We start from the raw sequence: 23,096 nt of genomic DNA, 5'->3' as shown, positions 1-23,096 counted from the left end.
GACAGAGGCGAAGGGATGCCCGGCCGGGCCTCGGGCGAGACCCGGCCGGGCACGCAGGTGCGGGTTTAGAAGAACCCGAGCGCGTTGTCGCTGTACGACACCAGCAGGTTCTTGGTCTGCTGGTAGTGGTCGAGCGCCAGCTTGTTGTTCTCGCGGCCGATGCCCGAACTCTTGTAACCGCCGAACGCTGCGCCCGCGGGGTAGGCGTGGTAGTTGTTCACCCACACCCGCCCGGCCTGGATGTCGCGGCCGGCGCGATACGCAGTGGTGCCGTTGCGCGACCAGACACCGGCGCCGAGGCCGTAGAGCGTGTCGTTGGCGATGGAGATCGCGTCGTCGTAGTCGTCGAACGAGGTGACGGCGACGACCGGGCCGAAGATCTCCTCTTGGAAGATGCGCATCTTGTTGTTGCCCTCGAAGATGGTCGGCTGCACGTAGTAGCCGTCGGTGAGGTCTCCGCCGAGATCGGCGCGCTCCCCGCCGAGACGCAGTTTCGCGCCCTCTTGCTTGCCGATGTCGAGGTAGCTCAGAATCTTCTCGAGCTGGTCGTTCGACGCCTGGGCGCCGACCTGGGTGTCGGTGTCGAGCGGGTTTCCCTGGATGGCCTTGGCCGTTCGTGCCGTCACCGTGTCGAGGAACGAGTCGTAGATCGGCTTCTGAATCAGCGCGCGGCTGGGGCACGTGCAGACCTCACCCTGGTTGAACGCGAAGAGCGTGAAACCCTCTTGCGCCTTGTCGTAGAACGCGTCGTCGGAGTCGGCCACATCGCTGAAGAAGATGTTCGGCGACTTGCCGCCCAGTTCGAGCGTGACGGGGATGAGGTTCGCGCTGGCGTACTGCGAGATGAGCCGGCCGGTGCTGGTCTCACCGGTGAAGGCGATCTTGCGGATGCGCGGGCTCGACGCGAGCGGCTTGCCGGCCTCGACACCGAATCCGTTGACGATGTTGAGCACACCGGGCGGCAGGATGTCGCCGATGAGCTCGATGAGAACGAGAATCGACACCGGGGTCTGCTCGGCCGGCTTCAGCACCACGGCGTTGCCTGCGGCCAGCGCAGGGGCGAGCTTCCACACGGCCATCAGAATCGGAAAGTTCCACGGAATGATCTGCCCGACAACACCGAGCGGCTCGTGGAACTGGTACGCCACGGTGTCGTGGTCGAGTTCGGCGTGGTCGCCGTCTTGCGCCCGAATGGCGGCCGCGAAGTAGCGGAAGTGGTCCGACGCCAAGGGCAGGTCGGCGTTGAGCGGCTCGCGGATCGGCTTGCCGTTGTCCCACGTCTCGGCGACCGCGAGCAGCTCGAGGTTGGCGTCGATGACGTCGGCGATCTTGTTGAGCACGGCAGCGCGCTCGGTCGAGGAGGTCTTGCCCCACGCGGGGGCGGCCTTGCACGCGGCGTCGAGCGCCAGCTCGATGTCTTCGGCGGTGCCGCGAGCGACCTCGGCGAAGGGCTTTCCGGTGACGGGGGTGATGTCTTCGAAGTACTGGCCCTTGACGGGCTTCACCCATTCTCCGCCGATCCAGTTCTCGTAGCGGGGTTTGAAGGTGACTTTCGCATCCGGTGTTCCCGGGGCGGCGTAGACGGTCATGTTCTGTCCTTTGACGTCGTTGTCGATGGCGCCCAGCTCTGGGCACACCACGACGGTACGTCGGGCAGCGTTGCGGCTACGTTGCAGAAGGTTGCGAGAGCTCCTGGTCGATCCGCTCGATGCGCGATACGACGGATGCCCGCTTCGGCGATCGGGCCGAAAGCCGCTGCAGGCACTGCACCCACACCTCGCGGTCGTACACACACTCGTCGGTGCGCGGGTACTCGAGCAGCACCTCGGCCGACCCATCGGTCAGCAGCGCCTCACGGATGCTCGAACTCACCTCCGAACGAATGTCGACGATGCCGGGAGCACTCGAGCCGAGCAGTACCGGCCCGGAATAGGCGCCGAGTGCGACCCGGTGTGCTCCGCGCTGCAGAAACGCCAGCACGCTGTGTGCGTCGAGTTCGAGCTCGCCCGACAACCGGTACGGGCGTGAAGCCACCTCGAGCCCGGTGTCGGCCTGGGTGAGCACCGCCCGCAGCCGCACCATCTCCGCGCGTAGCGTCGCCACGGAATTCTCGTTGGCGTACAGCTTGTGTGCGAGCTGCTCCGCGGTGAGACCGTGCCGGTTCCAGGCGAGCAGGGTGAGAATCTCGGAGTGGCGCACACTCAGTTCGAAATTGTTCTCGCCGCGGCCGAGCCGCCCGAGCTCGCGGCCGAGCACAGAGAGCTGCAGGGCATCCACTGCTCTGGAGCGCTGCTTCGGGGCCGGCGAAGCGCTCAGGGCACGCGGCGCAGTCGTTACCGTGATCGACGCGGGTATTCCCGTGCCGCTGGGGGTGGCCGACGTGTGCGGCGCCGACGGTCCGATCACGACGGCGGCGCGCCGAGCCGGCGGGCGCGGCTGAGTGAGCTGGTGGATGCGCAGCTCGGCTTCGGCGGCGGCCACGGCCGCCTCGAGCAGCGGAAGGGTCGTGGGCGAGACGGCGTTGTCGCCACCGGTGATGTCGACGACGCCCAGAATCGAGCCGCTCGACGGGTCGTGCACGGGCACCGCAGTGCAGCTCCAGGGGTGCACGATGCGGTTGAAGTGCTCGGCGCCGCCGATCTGAATGCCGTGGTCAAGGGCAAGTGCGGTGCCCGGAGCGCTCGTTCCGACGTTGTTCTCCGACCAGTTCGCACCCTCGACGAAGAGCATGCTCTCGGCTTTGCGGCGCAGGTCGCGGTCGCCGTCGATCCAGAGCAGGCGACCGGCCTGGTCGCCGACGGCGATGATCAGCCCGGTCTCGAAGGTGTGCTGAATGAGCAGACGGTGGATGACCGGCAGCACCAGCGCGAGCGGATGCTCCTGGCGGTACTCGCGCAGCTCACGATCGTCGAGGTCGAAGCCGGGATCGATGCGGTCGGGGTCGAGGTGCAGCTCGAGGGAGCGTTGCCAGCTCTCTTCGACGAGTTGCCGCACGCCGGGAACGAAGAGCTCACCGGCGAGCGTCGACTCGTAGGCGAGTTCGTCGCTGCGGCGTTCGTGGCTCGGCGCGACGCTGTAGGGGTTGGCCACCGTTCTCCGATCTACGCTGATCTGTCGCTGACAGAATACCTCCGCGTGCCGTGCTCACGGTCGTAAACCTCACAGCCAGTACGCTCGTCGTATGAAGATCTCGTTCTTCGACGTCGCGACGGCAACCGCGTTATCGCAGATTCTGCCGGTGCTGCTGCTCGCGCTCATGGTCGAGTTGCGCCGAACGGAACTGCATCGACGCGGGGGCCGGTTTCACATCACACGCGGAGCCATGGCGGCGTTCTTCGGAGCGTTCGCGATCATCGAGACGGTGCTGGTGCTCTCGATCGACGGCAGACTCTACCCCTTCCGCTGGAGCGACCTGGTGGCCGCGCTGGTGATCTTCGCGCTACTCTGGCTGCTGTTCATCATGTCGATGGTTCCGAGTCGCCGTGAGCACGAAAAGGCCCTCGAGGCCGAGGCGAAGGCACAGGCGACAGGCGAGTCCACGGAGGCTCGCGCCAAGGCCACCGCAGACGATGATGACGAAGAAGACGACGACGCGATGTAGCTGATACCGGTCACGGTCGCTGTAGATGAATCGCTGTGGATGAAAGTGCGGGTGGGATCGCGCCGAACGGCCGGAGGAGCGCTCGTGTGGCGCTTAGTTTTGAACCACATGTTCGAAAGATTCGCGCTCACGTCATCCGTTGACGACATTGCCGCGGCGCTGGCCGCCGAGGCGACACGGGCGACCGGCTGGCGAATATCGTATCGGTTCGGGGTGGGCGAACGAGTTCTTATCGTGCGTTCCGCGGCATCTCAGAAACCTGACCTCCGGGAACTCGTGTTGGCGAAGTGGGGGTACATACCGTCGTGGAACCGCGGAGAGCTGAAGCCCGTATCCTCGGTCGGCGTCGAACGATTGAGCCAGAACGGGGTGTTTCGGAATGCCGTCATTCGGAGTCGGTGTCTCATTCCGATGAATGGTTTCTTCGAGTGGGCGCACCCACCAGTCGGCGAGCAGGTGCCGTGTTTCGTGCAGGGTCCGGTGCCGATCATTGCGGCGATGGGACTCTTCAGCGTTCGGCGGGTTGGTGGGCGAGAAGAGGTGTCCGTCGCTTTCGTGACCCGAGACTCGCCTGAAAGTCGCGATCCAGCGAAAACAGTGCCGGCCGTGCTCCACCAAACGGACTGGGCATCATGGCTCACGAGTGATCCACGAACATCCGTCGAGCAGTTCGTGGAGCCTTCGCCGTCTACCCGGGCGCTGATCGACTCGCTGAGCGGTCACAGGGTCTCGGTGCCGATAGCAGTGGCGTCTGCACGCAGTGCGACGAGAGTTACGGCGCCGATCTTCGCGGATGTTGGGTGTCAGTAAACTGAGAAGGTGACCTCCCTGACTGCCACCCCGCGGGCAGAGAGGTTGGTCGCCCTTGTCACCGCTTCGCTGCACGACCTGGGGGGAGTGGCCGAGGCGTCGGAGCTCGCGCTCTCGATGTCTGACGCAGAGCTGCATGACGATCTCGACGCCGTCGCGGCCCACATCGTGCTCAGCTCGATGCCCGGCAGCACAGTGGAACTCGATCCGACTCTCGGCGACCTGATCATCCGGGCCGTTCGTGCAGACACCATTACTCCTCAGACGGCCCTTCGCGTTGCCGCTGCCATTCGGGCCCTCTCGAACAGAGGAACACCGCAGCCGGCCGTGGCGCTGATCGACCGATGCCGGGAGGCATTCGCCGAGCCGACATTCAACGCGCACGATTCGACGGCTGCCGCGTGGCTGCCGTCTATCGCTGCGGTGTGGCTCACGGGAGGGCTGGCGCTGCAACTGCTGCATCAGAATCGCGAAGCGTTCGACCTGTTCACACGCGCAGCAACGCCAGGCAATCCCGACTACCTCCGCTACCTCGGGCTGGGTTACGTGGCGCTCGGTTTGTCGTTGTCGGGGCAGCTTCCGGCGGCGAAAGCGCCAGCCGAAGCCGCCCTCGCCGTGATCGCCGAGCACGGCTGGCCGCCGCACCAGAACCGCATTCCGGTGTTGGCCGCGCTGGTGCTCGTGAATACGGGGCTGCTTCGCTTCTCAGAGGCACGCGAGTCTTTTGACGAACTCGCTCGTGTTCTCGAGATAGCCGAACCACAGTGGCGGTTTGCAGCACTCGAGGTTCAGGTTCTGTATTGGTGCCTGTCTGGGCAGGCCGCGAGCGCCGTCACTCATCTCGAGCGAGTTTCGCTCGGATTCGAGATCGACAGCGCGTCGCCCGCCGTACGTGCGCAGATCGTCTATTCATCAGCCCTTGTCGAAGTGTTTCTGGGGCGACCGGGAGTCGTCATCGGGTCGACGGCCGAGTATTCCGGGCTGCCCGCCCACCAGATCTGCTTCGAGTCCCTGCGCGGCTTCAGCTATCTCGCGCTCGGGCTGCCCCGGTCTGCTCTGGAGTCGATTTCTTCCTGCCTCGCCCTTGGCCCGGCACACAGCCCGTCGACCGCGACGGCGCTGCCGCTCATCCAGGCGGCCGCCGCCCAGTTGACGGGCGACCAGGAGGCTGCGCTGGCCCACTTCGCCCGCTGGACGGGTGTGGCGTCGTCGGGCGGATATTCCGGAGCCGCCCTTCTTGCTCCGTCGGTGCTGGCCGAACTGCTCGCAGAATCTGAGGCCGCCGAATCTGAGGCCGCCGAGTCTGAAGTTGGTCAGTACGGCGCCGTTCCCGACGGAGTTCGGCGTCTGACGGTCGACTCGCCGAACCGGCTCGAAGAGGTCTACAGAACCATCGGAAAGCTGACGCCCGCAGAACGGTCGTTGTTGACCCGGCTGCGCGGAACGGAGACGCTCTCGCAGATCGGCGAGGCGACCTTCACGTCGCGCAACACGGTCAAATCGCACGTTCGCAACCTCACGTCGAAGCTCGGGGTGGGTTCGCGAGCCGGGGCGGTCGATCTCGCTGAAGTAGCGGGCTGGTTCGCGCTGAAGCCGTCGGATCGTTGACCTCGGCACGCACTATTCAGAGCACGGCTTCTCACCTGCGTGCGCTTCTTCGCTCGGGGCTCTTTCGGCGAGCCGAGACGGATGCCCGCACAGCGCTGTTGCGTATCGACGAGCTCGACGGCGCGGCGTACAAGAGCGTTCGAACCAGGTTGCCGTGGGTCTGGTGCGCTGCCGGTGAGGTCTTGTGGGCGATCGGTGACGACCGCGCAGCGGTTCCGCTCTTGGAAAGGGCGCGGCGCGACTCGGCGAGTGGAGCGCGACTGTTCGCGCTCGGCGACCTGGCGTGCGTGTATGCCGTTGCCGGTGATCTTTCGCGTGCCGAAGAACGCCTCGACAAACTCGAAACGGTGCTCGGGGGGAGTCGACTCGGCGCCGCCGGATTCGCGGTGCGCTCGCGACAGCACGCGGCACGAGGTGTTATCGCCCTGTCACGATTGCAGCTCGAGGAGGCTGGTGGCTTAGCAACGGAGTTGGCTGCCGGTAGGGCTGACGACGACACTTGGGCGATCGCCGCGCGGGTGCTTCGCTCCGGCCAGGCGCTACTGTCTGGCCAGCCTGAGCGAGCGATTAGTGCATTGGCGGAGACGGCTGCGCTGGCAGAGACGGATGCACAGGCAGGGGTGTCACCGGGCATACCGATTGCTCCAGCGCTGGCTGCGGCACGAGAGGGGGCCGCTTCGGCGGCCGCTCTAGCGGGAGGCGAGCTCGGATTCGTGATGCGGCACTCGCCGAGCGAAGCTGTCGAGCACCGACACCAACACCTCTGCCGCCCCAGCTTCCAGGCGATCGCGCTGCTCGCCGTCGGGCGACCCGAAGTCGCGGTGCGACGCACGGACGAGTGCGCTCGCGGCACGGTCTCGCACAGCTCTCGAACGAGGGTGCTTCTGTTGGCCGTTCGCGCTGCGGCCTTTCAGGCCATGGGCCGAACGGAATCTGCGGTCGCGTGCCTTGTTCGACTCGCTCCGCTGTGTGCGGAATCCGGCGCGGCGGAGGTCTGCGCGCTGCCGACGCGACACCGTGCCGCGCTCGCCGGGCTGGCGGAACAAATCACCTCCCTGCCTCCGTTCGCGATCGGTTCGCTCGTCGACCGTCCGCGAAACGGGCTCGATGAGGTTGCGGAGTCGTTCGGCGACCTGTCCGCGCGAGAATGGGAGGTTCTGCGAAAACTCGGCAGCACCTCGACGCTCGCAGAAATCGGGCACGAACTCTTCACCAGCCGTAGCACGATCGCATCGCACTGCCGAGGCATTTACGTGAAGCTCGGCGTCGGCTCCCGCGCCGACGCTGTGTCACTGGCGAAGCGATCGGGTGTGTTCGAGGTGCTCGACCTGGCATAACCCGGGGCCGGGACCACGGCCGAGTCCAGCGAGGGTGCGGTGCCTACGCGTGACCGACGCGTCCGTCGGACTGGAGGCGGGCATCCGGCATCGCGAACGCGGCCACCACGACAGCGGCCGCACAGACGAGCACCGCGAGAAACGCCGCGCCGGAGGCCAGGGCGACCGTCGCCGGCACTTGCTGACCGCCGTCGTGCGCCGCGTAGATGCTGTTGGCGATGGCACCGAAGATCGCTACGCCGACCGCGCTGCCGATGGAACGGGCGAAGAAGTTCGTTCCTGTCACCACTCCGCGCTCCTCCCACGGCACGCTCGATTGCGCCGCGATGAGGCCCGGCGTGGCGCTGAGGCCGAGACCGAGGCCGATCACGAAACAACTCAGAGTGACGATCAGCAGGTTGGGGTTCGGGGCCGACAGCCAGAGCGACAGCGCCCCCAGAACGGTGATGCTGAGCCCGATGAGGATGGTCTGGCGAAAGCCGATGCGCAGATAGAACCGACCCGATTGTGACGCTGAGATCGGCCAGCCGAGTGTGATGGCCGCGACCGCCAAACCCGACACCAGCGGGGTGATGTGCAGCGCGCCCTCGAGATAGGTCGGTACGAACGACGTCACCCCGAGCAGAATCGCGCCCACTCCGAGCGAGATGAGGGTGGTGGTGAGCAGCAGTCGCCTGGAAAACACCCACAGCGGCAACACGGGCTCCGCCGCGTGGCGCTCCACGAAGACGAACACCACCAGCATCACGCCGCCGAAGACGAAGGCACCGATGCTGTACGGCGAATCCCACGCCCAGGCCTGACCGCCCTCGAGAACAGCCAGAATGAGCGCGCTGATCGCCAGAGTCAGCACCACCGACCCGGCGTAGTCGATGCGGTGCTCGCGCTTCTCGATCTTCTCGTGAAAGCGCTGCCAGATCATGAGACCGGCGATGATGCACAGCGGAACGTTGACGAAGAAGATCCATCGCCATGAAACGAACTCTGAGAAAAACCCGCCGAGCGCGGGCCCCGCAACCGACGAGATCGCCCAGACGCTCGCGAGGTAGCCCTGCACCTTCGCCCGCTCGGCAACAGTGTAGATGTCACCCGCGATGGTCACGGCCATCGGCTGAACAGCGCCCGCGCCGAGGCCTTGAACAACGCGGAAGGCGATGAGCGCCGGCATGCTCCAGGCGAACCCGCACAGAATCGAGCCGACGAGAAACAGGGCGATTCCGAACAGGATGATCGGCTTGCGCCCGAAGGTATCGCTCAGCTTTGCGTAGACCGGCACCGACACCGCCTGCGCGAGCAGGTAGATCGAGAACAGCCACGGAAACTGCGAGAAATCGCCCAGGTCGCCCACGATCGACGGCACCGAGGTCGCCAGAATGGTCGAGTCGATCGCAACCAGCCCGGTGGCCAGCATGAGGGCGATGAGCAACGGCCCGCGTTCGGAGCGAAAACCTACGCCGGTTCTGACGCTTTCGGTCTGTTCCTTGGTCACGGTGCCTTTCGAGAAGAGGTCGGAGACGAACGTGTTTGTTGCCGTCTACGAAGTACCTTTTCTAGCTTAGGGCGTGACGAACTTGCCTGCCTCGTTGTCGGCCGGGGCCTGCTTCTTGAGAACGAAGTGCTGCTTCTTACCGGTGGCCGTGTAGGGCAGTTCCGTGACGAAGGTGTACCGCCGCGGGCGCTTGTAGCCGGCGAGCGAGACGCTTTCTCGGGTGAAGTCCTCGAGCGATTTCGCCGCTTCAGCGCGGTCGAGCATCCGCCCCTCTCGGGGTTGCACGTACGCGACGACGACTTCGCCCCACTGTTCGTCGGGCAGGCCGACGACGATGCTGTCCGCGACATCCGGATGCCCGGCGAGAACCTCTTCGACCTGAACCGGATGCACGTTCTCACCGCCCGAGATGATCATGTCGTCTTTGCGGCCGATGATGGTGACGATTTCGTTCTCGTCCCAGCTGGCGAGGTCGCCCGGGTAGATCCAGCCGTCGTGGAACTTCTCGGCCTCTTCTTTGGGGTTGTTGCGGTAGGCGTAGCCGCTCTTGACCGTGCGCATGATGACCTCGCCGATCTCGTGCGTGTTCTTGTCGGCCAGGTCGTCGGGCGTGGCGAGGCGGTCGGCGTAGACCTTCACCACGGCGACGTCGTCGTCGAGGCAGGCGCGGCCGGCGGCACCGGCCGCGTCGGGCAGGTCTTCGGGGCGCAGGTAGGTGTTCCAGAAGGCCTCGGTGGTGCCGTAGCCGTTGGCGATGCGCTTGGTGAGCACACGCTGGTAGCGCAAGGCGGCGGCGCGGTCGAGGGGAGCGCCCATCGTGACGATGCCGCTGAGGGAGCTGAGGTCGCGCGGGTGCGCCTCCTGCTCGTCGGCGAGGCGTTCGAGATTGGTCGGAGCACCGATGACATAGGTCAGCTTGTTCTTCTCGACGGCGTCGAGCACGGCTTCGGGAGTGAACTGCTGCAGGCACACGGCCTCGGCGCCCACGTACAGCGTCGAGTTCGGGCCGGCGCAGTAGTTGCCGCCGCGGTGGAACCAGGGCGACATGTTCATGGTCTTGTCGGTCGGGCCGAGGGGAAAGTGGATGATCGCGTCATGCGCCGTGAGAACCTCGTTCAGGCTCGTCAGCGGCACCGCCTTCGGCATGCCCGTCGTACCGCTCGTGTAGAGGCGGCTGGTCTCGTCCCACACGGTGGCTTCGGGGTTCGCCCGGAAGCTGGGGGCACCGTCGACCAACAGGTCGTCGAAGCGCAGCGAACCGGGAACGATGTCGCCGTCACCCACCGCAACCAGCACCGGCGGCTCGAAATCGGCCAGCCCGAGCGCGGCGCTGACGTCGGCGGTCGCCCAGGTCTCGTAGACGAAGATGGCCGGCTGCGAGTCGTTCAGAATGTGCGCGGTCTCGGCGGGGGCGAGGCGAAAGTTCATCGGTGAACTCACGGCGCGCAGACCCTGGGCGGCCACGTACAGAAACGCGAACTCGGGGCGGTTCATGAGCTGGTAGGCGACGACACTGCCCACCCCGATGCCGTTCTGTTTCAGGCCTTCGCCAAGGGCGCCCGTCACGTCGCCGAATTCGCGGAACGTCCACGAACGACCCGTCGACGGGTCACTGATGGCCGGGCGGTTGGCGAAGCGATGGATGTTGCGCTCCACCGCCGAGGCGAACGTGAAGTTGTGCTCGAACACGTTGCGGAACGCGGTGGGGTCGTAGTCGGTGTTCGGTTCGTAGCCGTTGTGGTGCTCGTCGCTCGACAGTGTCTGGGCGGAGTCGACAGTGATGCTCATGAAAACCTCAATCGAATCGGAGGTGAACAAATTCCGATGGACAGGTTACGCCCGATTCGATCGATTCCTGATTGTCACTCGCACCAGGTGGGGATAAGGCAGTTGCCTGCAGCCTTGTTCTGAGCCTTCATGCGAGCTTCGATTTCGGCTACCATCGCAGCCTCGTCGAATGGCGGGAAGGTCGCCACCATCGTGCTGGATCCGTCTCCAGATGACGATGTCGAGCCAGACGACGAGTCGCGCGCAGTATTCGCTGCGTCGCGGGCGGCTTCGGCAGCTGCTGCGGCGGCGGCGGCTCGTGCGGTCTCGGCGGCGGCGCTGCTTGCCTGCGCGGCCTTCGCGGCGGTGACGTAGGAGCTGAGTGCCGCGGTGATGGCGGCGGTGTCGGGGCCCGTCGTTCCGGCGGCCCCGGGAGTGCTTGCGGTCGTGGCAACAGCGGCGATGGCGGCGCTCAGGGCGTCTTTGGCCGGCTGGTCGGCGCTCTGATTCGCCGCAGTGAGGGTGGCGCCTTCGGTCGCGACAGAGTTTGCCACAGCGATGAGCGCGGTCTGCGCCGACGCGAGCTGGGCCTCCACGGCCGTCTGTTCCGCGGTGTACTTCGCGATTGCCGCGTCGACGGCGGTGGTGCTGGCGGCCGCGGTGCTGGCGAACGCCCGAAGTTCGCCGAGCGTCAACGACGTGAGGTCGGTCGACGATGCCGCAACCGTCGTTCTGGCATCTGACACGGTGGCCGTGGTGCCGTCGCTTGCCGGATCGGAGCTGACCAGAACGACGGCGCTGGCCTGTTCGGTGGCGAGGCCGGGTTGTGTCGCAAGGGCGGCGGCGTGGGCATCCGGTGCGACGAATCCGTCGGTCTCTGCGAGGGAGGCGGTCATGGTGGTGGTGAAGGCGTCGGCCGCAGCGGTGGTGGTGCGCAGGGAGGCGAGTGCGGTCTCCCGAGCCTGAGTTGCCGTGTCGAGATCTGCTGCTGCCTGTGTGGCCGAGGCGAGGGCGGCGGTGTGCACGTCGGCGTTGTGCTGAACGTTCACGACGATGCCGGTCGCTACGAGCAGGGCGGCGACGGCGGCGAAGACTGACAGGCCGACGGCTCTCGAGCGCCGCGTCGGTGTGGCTTTAGTCGGCTCGGTTTCGTTGATGCCCACGTATTCCTCCGGTGGTGGTAGTTCAGTCGATCAGGGATAGCAAGGCGTGCCGTCGATAGGAACGCACTTCGCCCTGACCGACGCCTCGAATGCAGCCAGTTCCGCGGCGAGAATCGCCGGATCGACGGCGACCATGCCGTCGCCTCCTGACGCAGACGAGCTCGCACTCGACGAGTTCGACGACGAAGACGACCGGCTCGAGGCGGCGCGTTCGGCCGCCGCTTCGCGAGCTGCTTCTGCCGCCGCTTGGGCGCGTGCCGTCTCGGCCGCGGCGCTACTGACCTGGGCGGCCCTGGCGGCGGTCACGTAGGTGCTGAGTGCCGAGGCGACCGCGCCCAACCCTTTCGGGTTGCTGGCGTCGGGAGCGGTTGCGGCTGTCGCGACTCCGGCGATGGCGCTCGTGAGGGCGTCTTTCGCGGGCTGGTCGGCGCTCAGGTTCGCGGCCGCGATGGACGCGCCCTCAGTAGCGACAGTCGACGCGGCGGCGTCGAATGCGGCCGCGCCGGCCTGCATCCGCCCTGCGACGGCGGCCTGCTCGGCCTGGTACTTCACGGTGTCGGCCTCCATCGTCGCGGTGTTCGCCGTGGCGGTCACGGCGAAGGCGCGCAGCTCACCGAGGGTGAGCGAGTCCAGGTTCACGGACGAGACGGTGGAGGTCGCACCCGTCGTCGATGCGGTGACTCCGGGGTCGGTTGCAGTGAGAGCGACGGCGGTTGCTTGTTCGGTGGCGAGGGCGGGTTGGGTTGCCAGGGCGGCGGTGCGGGCATCCGGTGCGACGAAGCCGTCGGTTTCGGCGAGGGAGGCCGTGAGCGTTGCGGTGAACGTGTCGGCCGCGGTGGTGGTGGTGCGTAGGGAGGCGAGTGCGGCATCCCGGGCCTGTGTTGCGGTGTCGAGGTCGGCCGTGGCCTGCACGGCGGAGGATGCGGCTGCGTTGTGCACCGCGGTGTTGTGCTCGACGTTGACCACGATGCCGGTCGCGACGAGCAGCACGGCGACGGCCGCGAAGATCGACAGCCCGACGATTTTCGAGCGCCGCGTCGGCGCAGCTTGAGTGTTACCCACGTGTTCCCCCGGTGGTGATGATGCAAAGCAGAACTGACGATTACTGTAGCCGATGTCAAGAGCCGCGCCGGGACCCGCCGAAAGCCTCGCCGCAGAAGTACGCTCGAAGCATGACGACGCCTAAGACCCTGCTCATTCTCGGTGCCAGTGGAGACCTGACCGAGCGCCTGCTGCTACCGGGGCTCGGCAGCCTCATCGCCGGGGGAGTTTCGAGCGACGCGGCGCTCATCGAGGGGCTGCGCATTCTGGGTTCCGGGCGCTCGCCGAAGACCGATCAGCAGTGGCAGGCCACCGTGCAGAAGGCCTTCGACGGCATCAAGGTGAAGGGGGCGGCCGCGAAGGCTCTCGTGAAGTCGGCCGCGTACGTGGTCGCCGATCCGACTTCGCACGACGACCTCGAACGGGTGCTGGCCGACGTCGACGGCGAGCTGGTGATCTACTTCGCGCTGCCGCCGGCGATCGTGGCCGAGGTAGCGAAGACCCTTGCCACCGTCGACCTGCCGGAGGGTACGGTGCTGGCGCTCGAGAAGCCGTTCGGTTCGGATTCGCGCAGCGCCGCCACGCTCAATCGGCACCTGCTGAAGGTCGTGCCCGAAGAGCAGATTCACCGGGTCGACCACTTCTTGGGCATGGCGACGGTCTTGAACATCCTGGGCCTGCGGTTCGTGAACCGGCTCATCGAGCCGGTGTGGAACGCCGACAACGTCGAGAAGGTCGAGATCATCTACGACGAAGACCTCGGGCTCGAAGGCCGAGCGGGGTATTACGACCACTCGGGCGCGCTGAAAGACATGCTGCAGTCGCACTTGCTGCAGGTGCTGTCGATCGTGGCGATGGAGGCCCCGACGAGCATCGACCCCGTCGACTTTCGCGCCGCGACCGCGCAGGTGCTGCGGGCGACGCAGGTCTGGTCGGGTGCTCCGGTGCTGGGCGGTACGGATGCCCCGAGCCGACGTGCGCGGTACACCGCCGGCACGATCGGCACCCGGGAGTTGCCGGGTTATGCGTCAGAGAAAGGTGTCGACACGTCGCTCGAGACCGAGACGCTCGCCGAGATGGTGGTCGAGGTGAACACGCGGCGCTGGGCCGGTGTGCCGTTCGTGCTGCGCAGCGGAAAGGCAATCGGGGTGCCCCGCAAAGAGATCATCCTGACACTCAAGCCCGTGGGGTTTGTGCCGCGTGGGCTCAAGGGTGTCGAGGCGCCCGAGCGCATCGTGGTGGGCTTGCGCCCGTCGTCACTCACGCTCGAGCTCACCATGAACGGCGACGGGGATCCGTTCGGGCTCGAACGCCACGACCTCGCCACGACGCTCGCCGACAGCCCGGTCACCGCGTACGGCGAGGTGATGCGCGGGGTGCTCGGCAACGACCCCACGCTCTCGATTCGTGGCGACGTCGCGGAGCAGTGCTGGCGCATCGTGGCTCCCGTGCTGAACTCGTGGCGCAAGAACGAGGTGCCGCTGGAGTCGTATCGCGCGGGGTCGCAGGGCCCCGCCGCCTGGCGCCACGACGTCACCGTCTGAACCGGCCCGCCCGCCACGCCGCGTGCGCCCACGCTCTCGAAAGAAGCCGCTTCAGACGAGAGAGCCTAGTGCGCCGGCTTCCGTCGCCTGACGCTCGGCCCCGCGCGCCGCTCCTTCGCCCGCCGGGTTTGCGCAGAAGCACCCATGCGTCGCGTTTTCGGTGCTTCTGCGCAAGACGGAGGTGAACCGAGCCGCGCGAGCGGGTCAGAAGACGCGGATGGCGATCTCGGCGGGGGCGGCGAGCAGGGATTCGATCTCGTCGTCGAGCTTGACGAGAGTGAGGGAGGCGCCGGCCATGTCGAGCGAGGTACAGTACTCGCCCACGTAGTTGCGTCCGACGGAGATTCCGAGCGCCTCGAGCTTCTTGTGAATGACGCCGTACAGCAGGTAGAGCTCGCTGATGGGGGTTCCGCCGAGCCCATTGACCATCACGGCGACGCGGTCTCCGCTCGAAAACGGCAGGTCGGGCACGATCGCATCGAGCAGTACGTCGGCGATGTCGTTCGCGGGCATCCACTTCTCGCGGCGGCGGCCCGGCTCGCCGTGGATGCCCACGCCGATCTCGATCTCGTCGTCGCCGAGTTCGAAGAGCGGCTCGCCCTTGGCCGGCGGCGTGCAGGCCGTGAGCGCGATGCCCATGGTGCGGGTCACTGAGTTGACCTTTTCGCCGATGCGCACGAGTTCATCGAGGTCGGCGCCGTTTTCAGCAGCGGCGCCGACCGCCTTCATGACGAAGAAGTTACCGGCGACCCCACGACGCCCTACCGTGTAGGTGGAGTCTTTCACGGCGACATCGTCGTCGATGAAGAGGGTCTTCACGTTGACTCCATCGGCCTCGGCCACTTCTTCGGCCATCTCGAACGCCATGCGGTCGCCGGTGTAGTTGTTCACCAGCAGCAGCACGCCCTTGTCGCTGGCGAGCAGCTTCACGGTCTCGGTGATGAAGTCGAGCGGCGGCGCGGCGAACACGTCGCCGGGGCAGGCGCCGTCGAGCATCCCCTTTCCCACCGTCATGACGTGAGCAGGCTCGTGGCCCGAACCGGAACCCTGGATGATCGTCACCTTGTTATGGTTCGGGGCATCCGCTCGGTGAATGAGGTTGTAGGCGGGCACGTACCGCAGGGTGTCGGGGTTGGCCAGAGCGATGCCCTCGAGCATCTCGGGAACGAACTGCTTCGGGTCGTTGATGAACTTCTTCATGGTGTCTCCACGTCGTTGTGAGGGTTGGGGTTAGGGGGAGGGTTTGCGGGTGCTCGGGCTCAGCCCGTCGGCCAGGTCGCCGCGATCTTCTCGGCGAGCACGGCGATGCCCATGGCGCCGGCGTCGACCGACCCGATGCTGCGCTCGCCGGTGTAGCTGGCACGCCCTCGGCGGGCCTCCAGCGTGCTCGTGGCCTCCGCCGCGCTGCGAGCCGTCGCCGCGAACGTTTCTGCCGCGGTCGCCGCATCGTCGCCGGCGGCGAGCGAGGTTTCGAGGGCATCGATGGAGGGTACGAGAGCGTCGAGCAGGGTCTTATCGCCGAGTTCGGCCTTGCCGCGCTTCTTGATGCCCTCGACGGCCGCACGCAGAGCGGCGACAACGTCGGGGCCCGAGATGTTCTCGTTGCCTTTCAGACTGCTGCCGGCGCGCAGAAAGGCGGTGCCCCAGAGCGGGCCGGATGTTCCGCCGATGTGGCTCGTGATCATGACGGCCACCTTGCTCAAAAACGTGCCGGCGTCAATTCGATCGATCGAGTCGAAGTCGGCCAGCACGAACTCGAAGCCGCGGGCGAGGGAGTAGCCGAAATCGCCGTCGCCGACAACCGCGTCGAGTTCGCCGAAGTACTTCTCTTGCGCCACTGATTCTTCGGCGATGGTGCGCACCACGAATTCGGTGAGGGCGAGGTCGTCGGTCATCGGGGTACCTCCGTTGTTCTGGGGAGTGGGCTGTGGGGCGGCGCCGGTTTTGGCGATGACGTCGGCGTCGGCGTCGATGCGATTGTCGGCGCGGGCAGGGCGAGTACTGCGTCGATATCCGTGATGTCGACAAAACCGCGGGGGTGGATGCCCGCGGCATCGGCCAGCACGGTGAAGTGGTGGTCGCCTGCGTCACCCGGTTCGCCGAGAGAACTCACCACGAGCGCCGCGCCCGTGAAGTCTTCGTCGACCGTGAAACTGCTGACGGTGACGATGGTGTTGAGCCCCGCGGCCAGTGCCGCGCGCAGCCCGTTGTTGCTGTCTTCGACCACCACGGCCTCGTCGGGTTGCAGGTCGAGCGCCTCCAGCGCGGCGAGGTAGATGTCGGGCGCCGGCTTCTTCGCCGCCACGATGTCACCCGCGAACACGTGAAAGGTGGATGCCCGTTCGGCCCCCACCGCATGCTCGAGCACCGCGCGCACCGACGCCTCGGCCGACGTCGAAGCGACCGCGAGCGTGTACCCGTGGGCTGCCGCCTCGACCACGATGCGCTCGATTCCGGGCCGCCCCGGCAGCGCACCGGACGCCACCAGTGCCGTGTAGATCTCGGTCTTGCGCTTGTGCCACCGGGCCACGAGCGCCGCCTGCTCGCCCGGGTCGGTGGGCAACCCGGCCTCGGCGACGAACTCGGGCGTGAGCAGGCTGGCGAGCCGCTCTTTTCCGCCCCCGATGAGCACCTTCACGGCGTAGTCGGCCTCGGTCCAGTGCACGGGCAGGCCGAATTCGTCGAAGATCTGGTTGAACGCGACCAGGTGACCGTCGCGTTCGGTGTCGGCCAGAACTCCATCGCAGTCGAAGATGAGGGCGGGCATCCGGTTACCAGGCTTTTCCGGCGGAGCCGAAGGTCTCGGCGAGGCTCGAGGTGAGGGCGACGACGTCGCGCGAGACGTCGGCGAACAGGGTGGGCGGATCCCACTTGGCCGTCTCTTCGCTGCGCTTCAGACTCGCGAGCGACGACTGCATGAACACCATCTTGAGCGACGTCGAGATGTTGACCTTGGCGCAGCCGCGTGCGATCAGGTCGTGAAACTGGGCGTCGGTCATTCCGCTGCCCCCGTGCAAGGCGATGGGAATCGGATGCGCGGCGACCAGCTCGGAGACCCGATCGAAGTCGAGCTGCGGTTCGGTCTTGTAGACCCCGTGGGCGTTGCCGATGGCGGGCGCGAACACGTCGATTCCGGTGGCCTCGATGAAGCGCAGCGAGACCTCGAGCGACTGCCGCTTCGATTCGGTGTCGCTGCCGACGCCGTCTTCGACCCCGGTGATCGACTCGATCTCACCCTCGACGTGTGCTCCATACCGGCGGGCCTCGGCGACGACCTCCACGGTCTGCCGCTGGTTCTCTTCGACCGGCAGCTGCGATGCGTCGAAGAGTACGGAGTTCCAGCCGAGTTCAAGGCACTCACTGATCACGTCGCGATAGGGGCAGTGGTCCAGATGAAGGGTGACCGGCACGGCGATGTCGGCGGTCATCGCTTGCCACATCGCGAACAAGACGGGAGCGCCGATGGCCCGAACCGTCTTCACCGAGGTCTGCACGATGACGGGGGAGTTGCTGTTCACCGCACCGGTGAGAACGGCTTCGAGCGTGAGGTCGTTGACGATGTTGATGGCGGGCACACCGTACCGTTCGGCAAAGGCCCGGTCGACGATTTCTTTCAGCGACACGACAGGCATCGGCGTCTCCTTCTGCGCGGCTTCGACCACAGGATGGCCGTTTTACGGCCTCCTCTGCGAATCTATGCAGATCGGCCGCGAGCGGCTATGCGGGATTTCCCCCATACCGCTCATCACCCTCGGCCCTGGCCATGCTCGCCAGGGCGGTTCGGTTCGGCACACCGCATTTGTGCAGAATCGAACCGACGTGCTTTTCGACGGTCTTCGCCGAGATGGCGAGCAGGGTGGCGATCTGCTTGTCGGGAAGGCCCTTGACAACCAGGTTGCGCACCTGCTTTTCGCGAGCGGTCAGTCGTACGGGCAGAGCACCGGCCGGGGCAGTGCCCAGCGCCTTGGCGACGGCCCGATCGAGGTCAGCGGTGTGCATCTTCGAGTTCACGATGGCCACGGCGGCGTGGGTGGCGAACAATTCGAGAAGCTCGGCGTCGGCCTCGGTGAACGGATGCCCGGGCTCGCCGAACACGACGAACGCCCCGATCATGCCGTCGTTGACCGTGATGGGCACGCCGATGACCGGGCTGCCGAAACGTTCGTCGTCGCGGCTGATGTGACCGCGCGGAACAGACGCGTACGAGGCGAAACTCACGAAAGCACCGGCGCGCACAACTGCGCCGGTCACTCCCTCGTCGAGCTGGAACACGTGACCGGCCTGGCAGTGCACGTCGAGGTCGACCTCTTTGCGATAGGTCGCGGCGGCGTGATCGATGGTGCAGATCGATCCGCTGCGGCAGCCCAGCAGTCGCACCGCGTTGGTCAGAATCTTTTCGAGCAGCGGTTGCAGGCGGAACTCGCCCGCGAGTTCTTCGGCGAGCGAAGCCATCAGCGTCATGAAGCCCTCATCGTTGAGATCGTCAATACTGTTCTTATCATGCGCCTTCGCGCGGGGCAGTGCCACTTCAGGGGGTCGAGCGCTCAGCCCGTGGGGCCTCGATATGGGAAGAGACACGTGATGACGATTGCTCGAGTCTGCGCTATTGTGTTGGCATGAACCCTGAGCTTCCCTCGATCGTCATCGTCAACGGCCGCCTCTCGCGGGCCGCCGGTAACGCCCTCGTGCAGACCTTCGACGACGGCCCGACGACGTCAGAACCGGGGGGCGAGCCGCTGGCCGTGGCGCGCCAAGGCGGTGCCGAGGGTGCAGGGGGCAAGCTGGGCATCCTGTTCGGGTTCAAGAACGGGGGCCTCGGCAAACACTCGATCGTGACGCGTGCCGGCTCCACGCTCACCGTCGAAAGCTCCGCCGGCGGAGTGTCGACCGTCTCTGACGGCCCGCTCGAGCTCGCCCGCATCACTCGGGGTGAGGAGTCGACGGTGGTCGCAGTGAGCGGCACGGCGCTCTACACGATCGTCGCCGACCCCGCCGGCGTAAAAGGCGACGAATCGTATCGGCTTCGGGTGCTCGATGCGGCAGCAGAGCCGGTTGGCACGCTCGACGTGATTCTGCGCTCGGGCGGCTGGAACATCACCGCGAACACCCTGCTCGACCTCGGCTTTGCGCTCTCAGACCTCGACTACTTCACCGATCGGTGGCTGAACGTGACGGGCGCTCCGCTGAAGTTTCCGAACCTCGGCACGCGGTTGGTGCTGCGCGAGGCGCCGACGCCCGCGAATCTCGACATTCTGCTCGGCGTCTGTGTCGACCTCTCGGTCGGCCTGCGCGCGTACGTCGCCGCTATGCGCTGACACGCCGCGCCTCGGTCGCTCCAATCCGCACCAGGGTGCGGTGGCGCGGTGTCAGAGGGAGGGCATCGGGCACCGGCAGCGCAGGGCGGGCTGCAGGGCCCGGCGGGCGTCAGTTGATGCAGGCGCCCGAGGCGTAGCTCTTCGTGGGGGCCGTCGGGGCGGGGGTCGACGTGTCGGGGGCGGCCGGTGCATCCGTCGCTGCCGCGTTCGGGTCGGTCGCGGTCAGGTCGTCTTGACCCAGAATGACCGTCACGTCACTGACATCGGCGACCTCCAGCGTCGCGCCGGGGTAGTACGCGGCGACGGCCTTCGCGTGGCCCTCGTTGCCGGCGGCGTACTGGATGGTCGTGGTCGCCCGCGGGTCGGCGTCGCCTGGCGTGCCCGTCTTGAAGCCGAAGCCGCTCAGCGCGTCGGTGTTCGAGGCGGCGACGCCGTCTCCGTTGCTGCCGTTCAGTACCGTGACGGTCACGTCGCCGACCGCCGAGGCAGTTGCACTGTCGTAGGCCGAGGGCGTCGCCGACGACGATGCGGCCGGAGCCGACGTGCCCAGCACGCTGGCGATGAACCCGGGCATCGCCGCCGTGTCGACTTGAACGATGGAGACATCGTTCCCGTCGACCGTGATCGTCGGGGTGCCGGTGATGGGAATCGTGGTGGAGTGGATGTTGTCGGCGTTCAGCCCGCGCATCTGCGTGGCGAGGTCGATGATGTTGAGGCCCGAATCCGTCTCGATCGACGAACTGATGGCGTCGAGAACGCCGGCGAGCTTGCCGGGGTTGAGCAGGGTTCCGGCCGACAGAATCTGGCGCGCCTCGACCGACAAGAAGTACTGCTGGCGCACCTCGCGATCGAGGTCGCCGTTGGGCAGCCCGTGCCGTTGGCGCACGAACGAGAGCGCCTGCGAGGCGTCGAGCGTCGAGACGCCGGCCGGCAGGTTGATGGCCGAGAATGGATCGTCGACCGCCTCGTTCAGGCACACCTGTACGGGCCCCAGCGCGTTGACGACGTTGTAGAAACCGAGCAGCGAGACCCGAACGAAGTGGTCGATCGTCAGCCCGGTGAGGTTCTGGATGGTCGTGATGAGCAGTTTCGCCCCGCCAGCATCACCGCCACCGTTCTCGGTTCCGTAGGTGAAGGCCGAATTGAGCTTGTCTTGCCCGAAACCCGGAATGTCGACCCAGGAGTCGCGGGGCAGCGAGATCATGGTGGCCGAACTGCCGTCGGCCGGCAGGTGCACGATGATCATGGTGTCGGTGCTGGTGCCGCCGCCGTCTTCTTCGGTGCCGAGCTGGGCGAGTTGCTCGGGGGTGGCGTTGTCGGGGCGATGGTCGTCTCCGACGAGCAGGATGTTCTGGTCTTTGTTGTTCGTCGCGCCGCCCGGCAGCGCGTCGATGTGCGTGATGCCGTTGACGAAGCGCTGGTAGTTGTAGACGACATAGCCGCCCGCGACAAGCAGAATGAGCACGACTCCGATGACCGACCAGCGGGTCGCCACCTGGCGACGCCGGCGTCGCCGGCGCTGCTCGGGAGTCAGAACACGGTGCTGATGGGGCGGAGTCTGGGTTGTCATCGCCACCGAGCCTAGGCATCGACCGCCAACAACCCGCTCAGCGACCCGGTTCTTTCGAAAATACACACCAGGCAGGTCGCGGAATAATTGACGGTAGATCCGGTTGGCACTCATGCAAACGCATGCAAGTGATTCCGAGAGAATGAAGGCTTCTCATGACAGACCACGAATCAAGGCAGATCGAGTTCGGTCTCGACACGTTCGGCGACGTAACTCAGACCCCCGATGGCGGTGCTGTTTCGCAGGCACAGGTCATTCGCAACGTCGTCGAAGAGGGCGTGCTCGCCGACCAGGTGGGGCTGAGCTTCTTCGGCGTAGGGGAGCACCACCGTGAAGACTTCGCGGTGTCGGCACCCGATGTGGTGCTTGCTGCGATCGCGGCTCGAACCACGAACATCCACCTCGGTTCGGCGGTCACTGTGCTGAGCTCGGACGACCCGGTGCGGGTCTATCAGCGGTTTGCCACGCTCGACGCGGTCTCGAGCGGTCGGGCAGAAGTGATTCTGGGGCGCGGATCGTTCACCGAGTCGTTCCCGCTGTTCGGGTACGACCTGTCTGAGTACGAGACGCTGTTCGAAGAGAAGCTCGAGCTGTTCGCCGCGCTTCGTTCGGAGAAGCCCGTCACCTGGAGTGGATCGACGCGGGCATCCCTCACCGACCAGGCGGTTTTTCCCACCACCGAGCGCGGTTCGCTGCGCACCTGGGTCGGCGTGGGTGGCAGCCCGGAGTCGGTGGTTCGCACCGCGCGCTACGGCCTGCCCATGATGCTCGCGATCATCGGCGGTTCGCCGGTGCGCTTCGCGCCGTACGTCGACCTCTACCACCGCGCGCTGGCCCAGTTCGAGCAGCCGTTCGATGCGGTGGGCATGCACTCGCCCGGGTATGTGGCCGCGACCGATGAGGATGCCCGTAACGAGTTCTTCTCGCACTACCAGGGTATGCATGCGCGCATCGGCGCCTCCCGCGGGTGGCCGCCCCTGACTCGCCTGCAGTTCGACGCCGAGGCCAGCGTCGAAGGAGCGCTCTACGTCGGCTCACCCGAAACGGTGGCGCAGAAGATGGCGCGCAACATCGAGGCACTGGGCGTGAGCCGCTTCGACCTCAAGTACGGGGCGGGCACTCTCTCGCACGAGCGCATGATGACCAACATAGAGCTGTACGGCACCCAGGTGGTGCCGCGCGTGAAAGAACTGCTGGCCGAAAGCGCTGCCGTGCGCGTCGCAGGCTAGCGGCGTTCTGGCGGCCGCCCCCCGCCGCTGACGCCCCCGCCGCTGACGCGCAAGCAGCCGCTGCTACGTAAAACAGCGGAGGATTCGCCACAGCGCCGGCGAATAGCCGCTGCCGTGTCGAATCCTCCTCTGTTTTTGTGCGGCCCGGAGCGGATTCCGTGTCGGCGCAGCCCTCAGCGCACGAAGCTCGCGGGCAACTGTACGTTCGCGGGCACGTCGGTGAAGAACGGTGCGATCTGCTCCGGGCGGTAGCCCGCGATGCCGCAGCCGATTTCGGTGACGAGAAACGTGAGCTGCGGATGCCCGCGGGCGAAGTCGAGAAAGCTGGCGACTTCGGCGCCCAGGGTCTTGAGCCCGCTCATCGTGTCAATGCCGTAGCTCTGGCCCTGCAGTCCGTTGGCCTGACCCCACACGGCGCCGAACTTCTCGTAGGCAGTGCGGGCCGCGCCGCCGCCGTGCAGGCCGCCGGCATTGGAGCCGAATACGAACACCTCGCCGGGGGCCAGCTCGGTGATGTGGTTCATGAAGCACTCTCTTCGGTGAAGGCGTCTTCTGTGGAGGCGCTCCGGCGGCGCACTGTTCGCAGCAGCCCGCCCCCGGGCGTCGGTTCAGGGCTCGCGGT

General features: G+C 66.4%; 20 protein-coding genes. 7 read left to right on the top strand and 13 right to left on the bottom strand.

Annotated features, from left to right (window positions below; all coding sequences use genetic code 11):
• Positions 1-65: 65 nt before the first annotated feature.
• Both exaC and LQ955_RS07285 read right to left on the bottom strand, forming a co-directional pair.
• On the bottom strand, positions 66-1,589 hold the full coding sequence (gene exaC, locus LQ955_RS07290) for an acetaldehyde dehydrogenase ExaC (protein ID WP_231027506.1): 1,524 nt from the start codon (positions 1,587-1,589) through the stop codon (positions 66-68).
• Between the two features lie 76 nt (positions 1,590-1,665).
• Entirely contained in the window at positions 1,666-3,090 is a 1,425-nt protein-coding gene (locus LQ955_RS07285) for a GAF domain-containing protein (protein ID WP_231027505.1), read from the bottom strand.
• A gap of 91 nt (positions 3,091-3,181) precedes the next feature.
• Between LQ955_RS07285 and LQ955_RS07280 the strand changes: the two genes are divergently transcribed.
• From LQ955_RS07280 to LQ955_RS07270, 4 genes are read left to right on the top strand one after another with little or no spacing between them, the layout of a single operon-like run.
• Entirely contained in the window at positions 3,182-3,601 is a 420-nt protein-coding gene (locus LQ955_RS07280; protein WP_231027504.1) for a hypothetical protein, read from the top strand.
• Between the two features lie 39 nt (positions 3,602-3,640).
• Positions 3,641-4,411, top strand: a complete 771-nt coding sequence (locus LQ955_RS20175) for an SOS response-associated peptidase family protein (protein WP_390623450.1) — start codon at positions 3,641-3,643, stop codon at positions 4,409-4,411.
• A 9-nt stretch (positions 4,412-4,420) separates the two neighbouring features.
• Positions 4,421-6,019 (top strand): helix-turn-helix transcriptional regulator, encoded by a 1,599-nt coding sequence (locus LQ955_RS07275; RefSeq protein WP_231027503.1) that lies wholly within the window; start codon positions 4,421-4,423, stop codon positions 6,017-6,019.
• Positions 6,016-7,356, top strand: coding sequence for a helix-turn-helix transcriptional regulator (locus LQ955_RS07270; protein ID WP_231027502.1), 1,341 nt, complete (start codon positions 6,016-6,018; stop codon positions 7,354-7,356). Before LQ955_RS07275 ends, LQ955_RS07270 begins: the two co-directional genes overlap by 4 nt.
• 43 nt (positions 7,357-7,399) lie before the next feature.
• Here LQ955_RS07270 and LQ955_RS07265 read toward each other — a convergent pair whose 3' ends face one another.
• The 4 genes from LQ955_RS07265 to LQ955_RS07250 all read right to left on the bottom strand — a co-directional run bounded on the left by LQ955_RS07265 (position 7,400) and on the right by LQ955_RS07250 (position 12,837).
• A complete protein-coding gene (locus LQ955_RS07265; protein ID WP_231028082.1) occupies positions 7,400-8,767 on the bottom strand; it encodes an MFS transporter in 1,368 nt (455 codons plus the stop codon).
• 144 nt (positions 8,768-8,911) lie between these two features.
• On the bottom strand, positions 8,912-10,633 hold the full coding sequence (locus LQ955_RS07260) for a class I adenylate-forming enzyme family protein (protein WP_231027501.1): 1,722 nt from the start codon (positions 10,631-10,633) through the stop codon (positions 8,912-8,914).
• A 74-nt stretch (positions 10,634-10,707) separates the two neighbouring features.
• On the bottom strand, positions 10,708-11,775 hold the full coding sequence (locus tag LQ955_RS07255; RefSeq protein WP_231027500.1) for a hypothetical protein: 1,068 nt from the start codon (positions 11,773-11,775) through the stop codon (positions 10,708-10,710).
• Positions 11,776-11,805: 30 nt separating this feature from the next.
• Positions 11,806-12,837, bottom strand: a complete 1,032-nt coding sequence (locus LQ955_RS07250; protein ID WP_231027499.1) for a hypothetical protein — start codon at positions 12,835-12,837, stop codon at positions 11,806-11,808.
• Positions 12,838-12,947: 110 nt separating this feature from the next.
• Between LQ955_RS07250 and LQ955_RS07245 the strand changes: the two genes are divergently transcribed.
• Complete coding sequence (locus LQ955_RS07245; protein WP_231027498.1) at positions 12,948-14,360, top strand: glucose-6-phosphate dehydrogenase; 1,413 nt, start codon at positions 12,948-12,950, stop codon at positions 14,358-14,360.
• 204 nt (positions 14,361-14,564) lie between these two features.
• Here the strand turns inward: LQ955_RS07245 and dhaK are convergent, their stop codons facing one another.
• From dhaK to LQ955_RS07220, 5 genes are all read right to left on the bottom strand, one after another.
• Positions 14,565-15,560, bottom strand: a complete 996-nt coding sequence (gene dhaK / locus LQ955_RS07240) for a dihydroxyacetone kinase subunit DhaK (protein ID WP_231027497.1) — start codon at positions 15,558-15,560, stop codon at positions 14,565-14,567.
• Between the two features lie 59 nt (positions 15,561-15,619).
• Entirely contained in the window at positions 15,620-16,255 is a 636-nt protein-coding gene (gene dhaL / locus LQ955_RS07235) for a dihydroxyacetone kinase subunit DhaL (RefSeq protein ID WP_231027496.1), read from the bottom strand.
• On the bottom strand, positions 16,252-17,127 hold the full coding sequence (locus LQ955_RS07230) for an HAD-IA family hydrolase (protein ID WP_231027495.1): 876 nt from the start codon (positions 17,125-17,127) through the stop codon (positions 16,252-16,254). The genes dhaL and LQ955_RS07230 overlap by 4 nt, the downstream gene beginning before the upstream one ends.
• Positions 17,128-17,131: 4 nt before the next feature.
• Positions 17,132-17,992: a class II fructose-bisphosphate aldolase gene (locus LQ955_RS07225; protein ID WP_231027494.1), complete on the bottom strand. Its 861-nt coding sequence runs from the start codon at positions 17,990-17,992 to the stop codon at positions 17,132-17,134.
• 85 nt (positions 17,993-18,077) lie between these two features.
• Positions 18,078-18,821: a GAF domain-containing protein gene (locus LQ955_RS07220; protein WP_231027493.1), complete on the bottom strand. Its 744-nt coding sequence runs from the start codon at positions 18,819-18,821 to the stop codon at positions 18,078-18,080.
• 155 nt (positions 18,822-18,976) lie between these two features.
• Between LQ955_RS07220 and LQ955_RS07215 the strand changes: the two genes are divergently transcribed.
• Positions 18,977-19,675, top strand: a complete 699-nt coding sequence (locus LQ955_RS07215; RefSeq protein ID WP_231027492.1) for a hypothetical protein — start codon at positions 18,977-18,979, stop codon at positions 19,673-19,675.
• 109 nt (positions 19,676-19,784) lie between these two features.
• Here the strand turns inward: LQ955_RS07215 and LQ955_RS07210 are convergent, their stop codons facing one another.
• Positions 19,785-21,245 carry an LCP family protein gene (locus tag LQ955_RS07210; RefSeq protein WP_231027491.1) on the bottom strand — a complete coding sequence of 487 codons (1,461 nt, stop codon included), beginning with the start codon at positions 21,243-21,245 and terminating at the stop codon, positions 19,785-19,787.
• Between the two features lie 155 nt (positions 21,246-21,400).
• On the opposite strand from LQ955_RS07210, the gene LQ955_RS07205 reads away from it, so the two are divergent.
• Positions 21,401-22,474 carry an LLM class flavin-dependent oxidoreductase gene (locus LQ955_RS07205; protein WP_231027490.1) on the top strand — a complete coding sequence of 358 codons (1,074 nt, stop codon included), beginning with the start codon at positions 21,401-21,403 and terminating at the stop codon, positions 22,472-22,474.
• Positions 22,475-22,647: 173 nt separating this feature from the next.
• Here LQ955_RS07205 and LQ955_RS07200 read toward each other — a convergent pair whose 3' ends face one another.
• Complete coding sequence (locus tag LQ955_RS07200; protein WP_231027489.1) at positions 22,648-22,998, bottom strand: A1S_2505 family phage non-structural protein; 351 nt, start codon at positions 22,996-22,998, stop codon at positions 22,648-22,650.
• Between the last annotated feature and the right edge of the window lie 98 nt (positions 22,999-23,096).

It is taken from the genome of Subtercola endophyticus (assembly GCF_021044565.1).
GTDB classification, from domain to species: Bacteria; Actinomycetota; Actinomycetes; order Actinomycetales; family Microbacteriaceae; genus Subtercola; species Subtercola endophyticus.
Note: the sequence above shows the minus strand (reverse complement) of the source record. Positions and strands in the feature narration are given on the sequence as shown.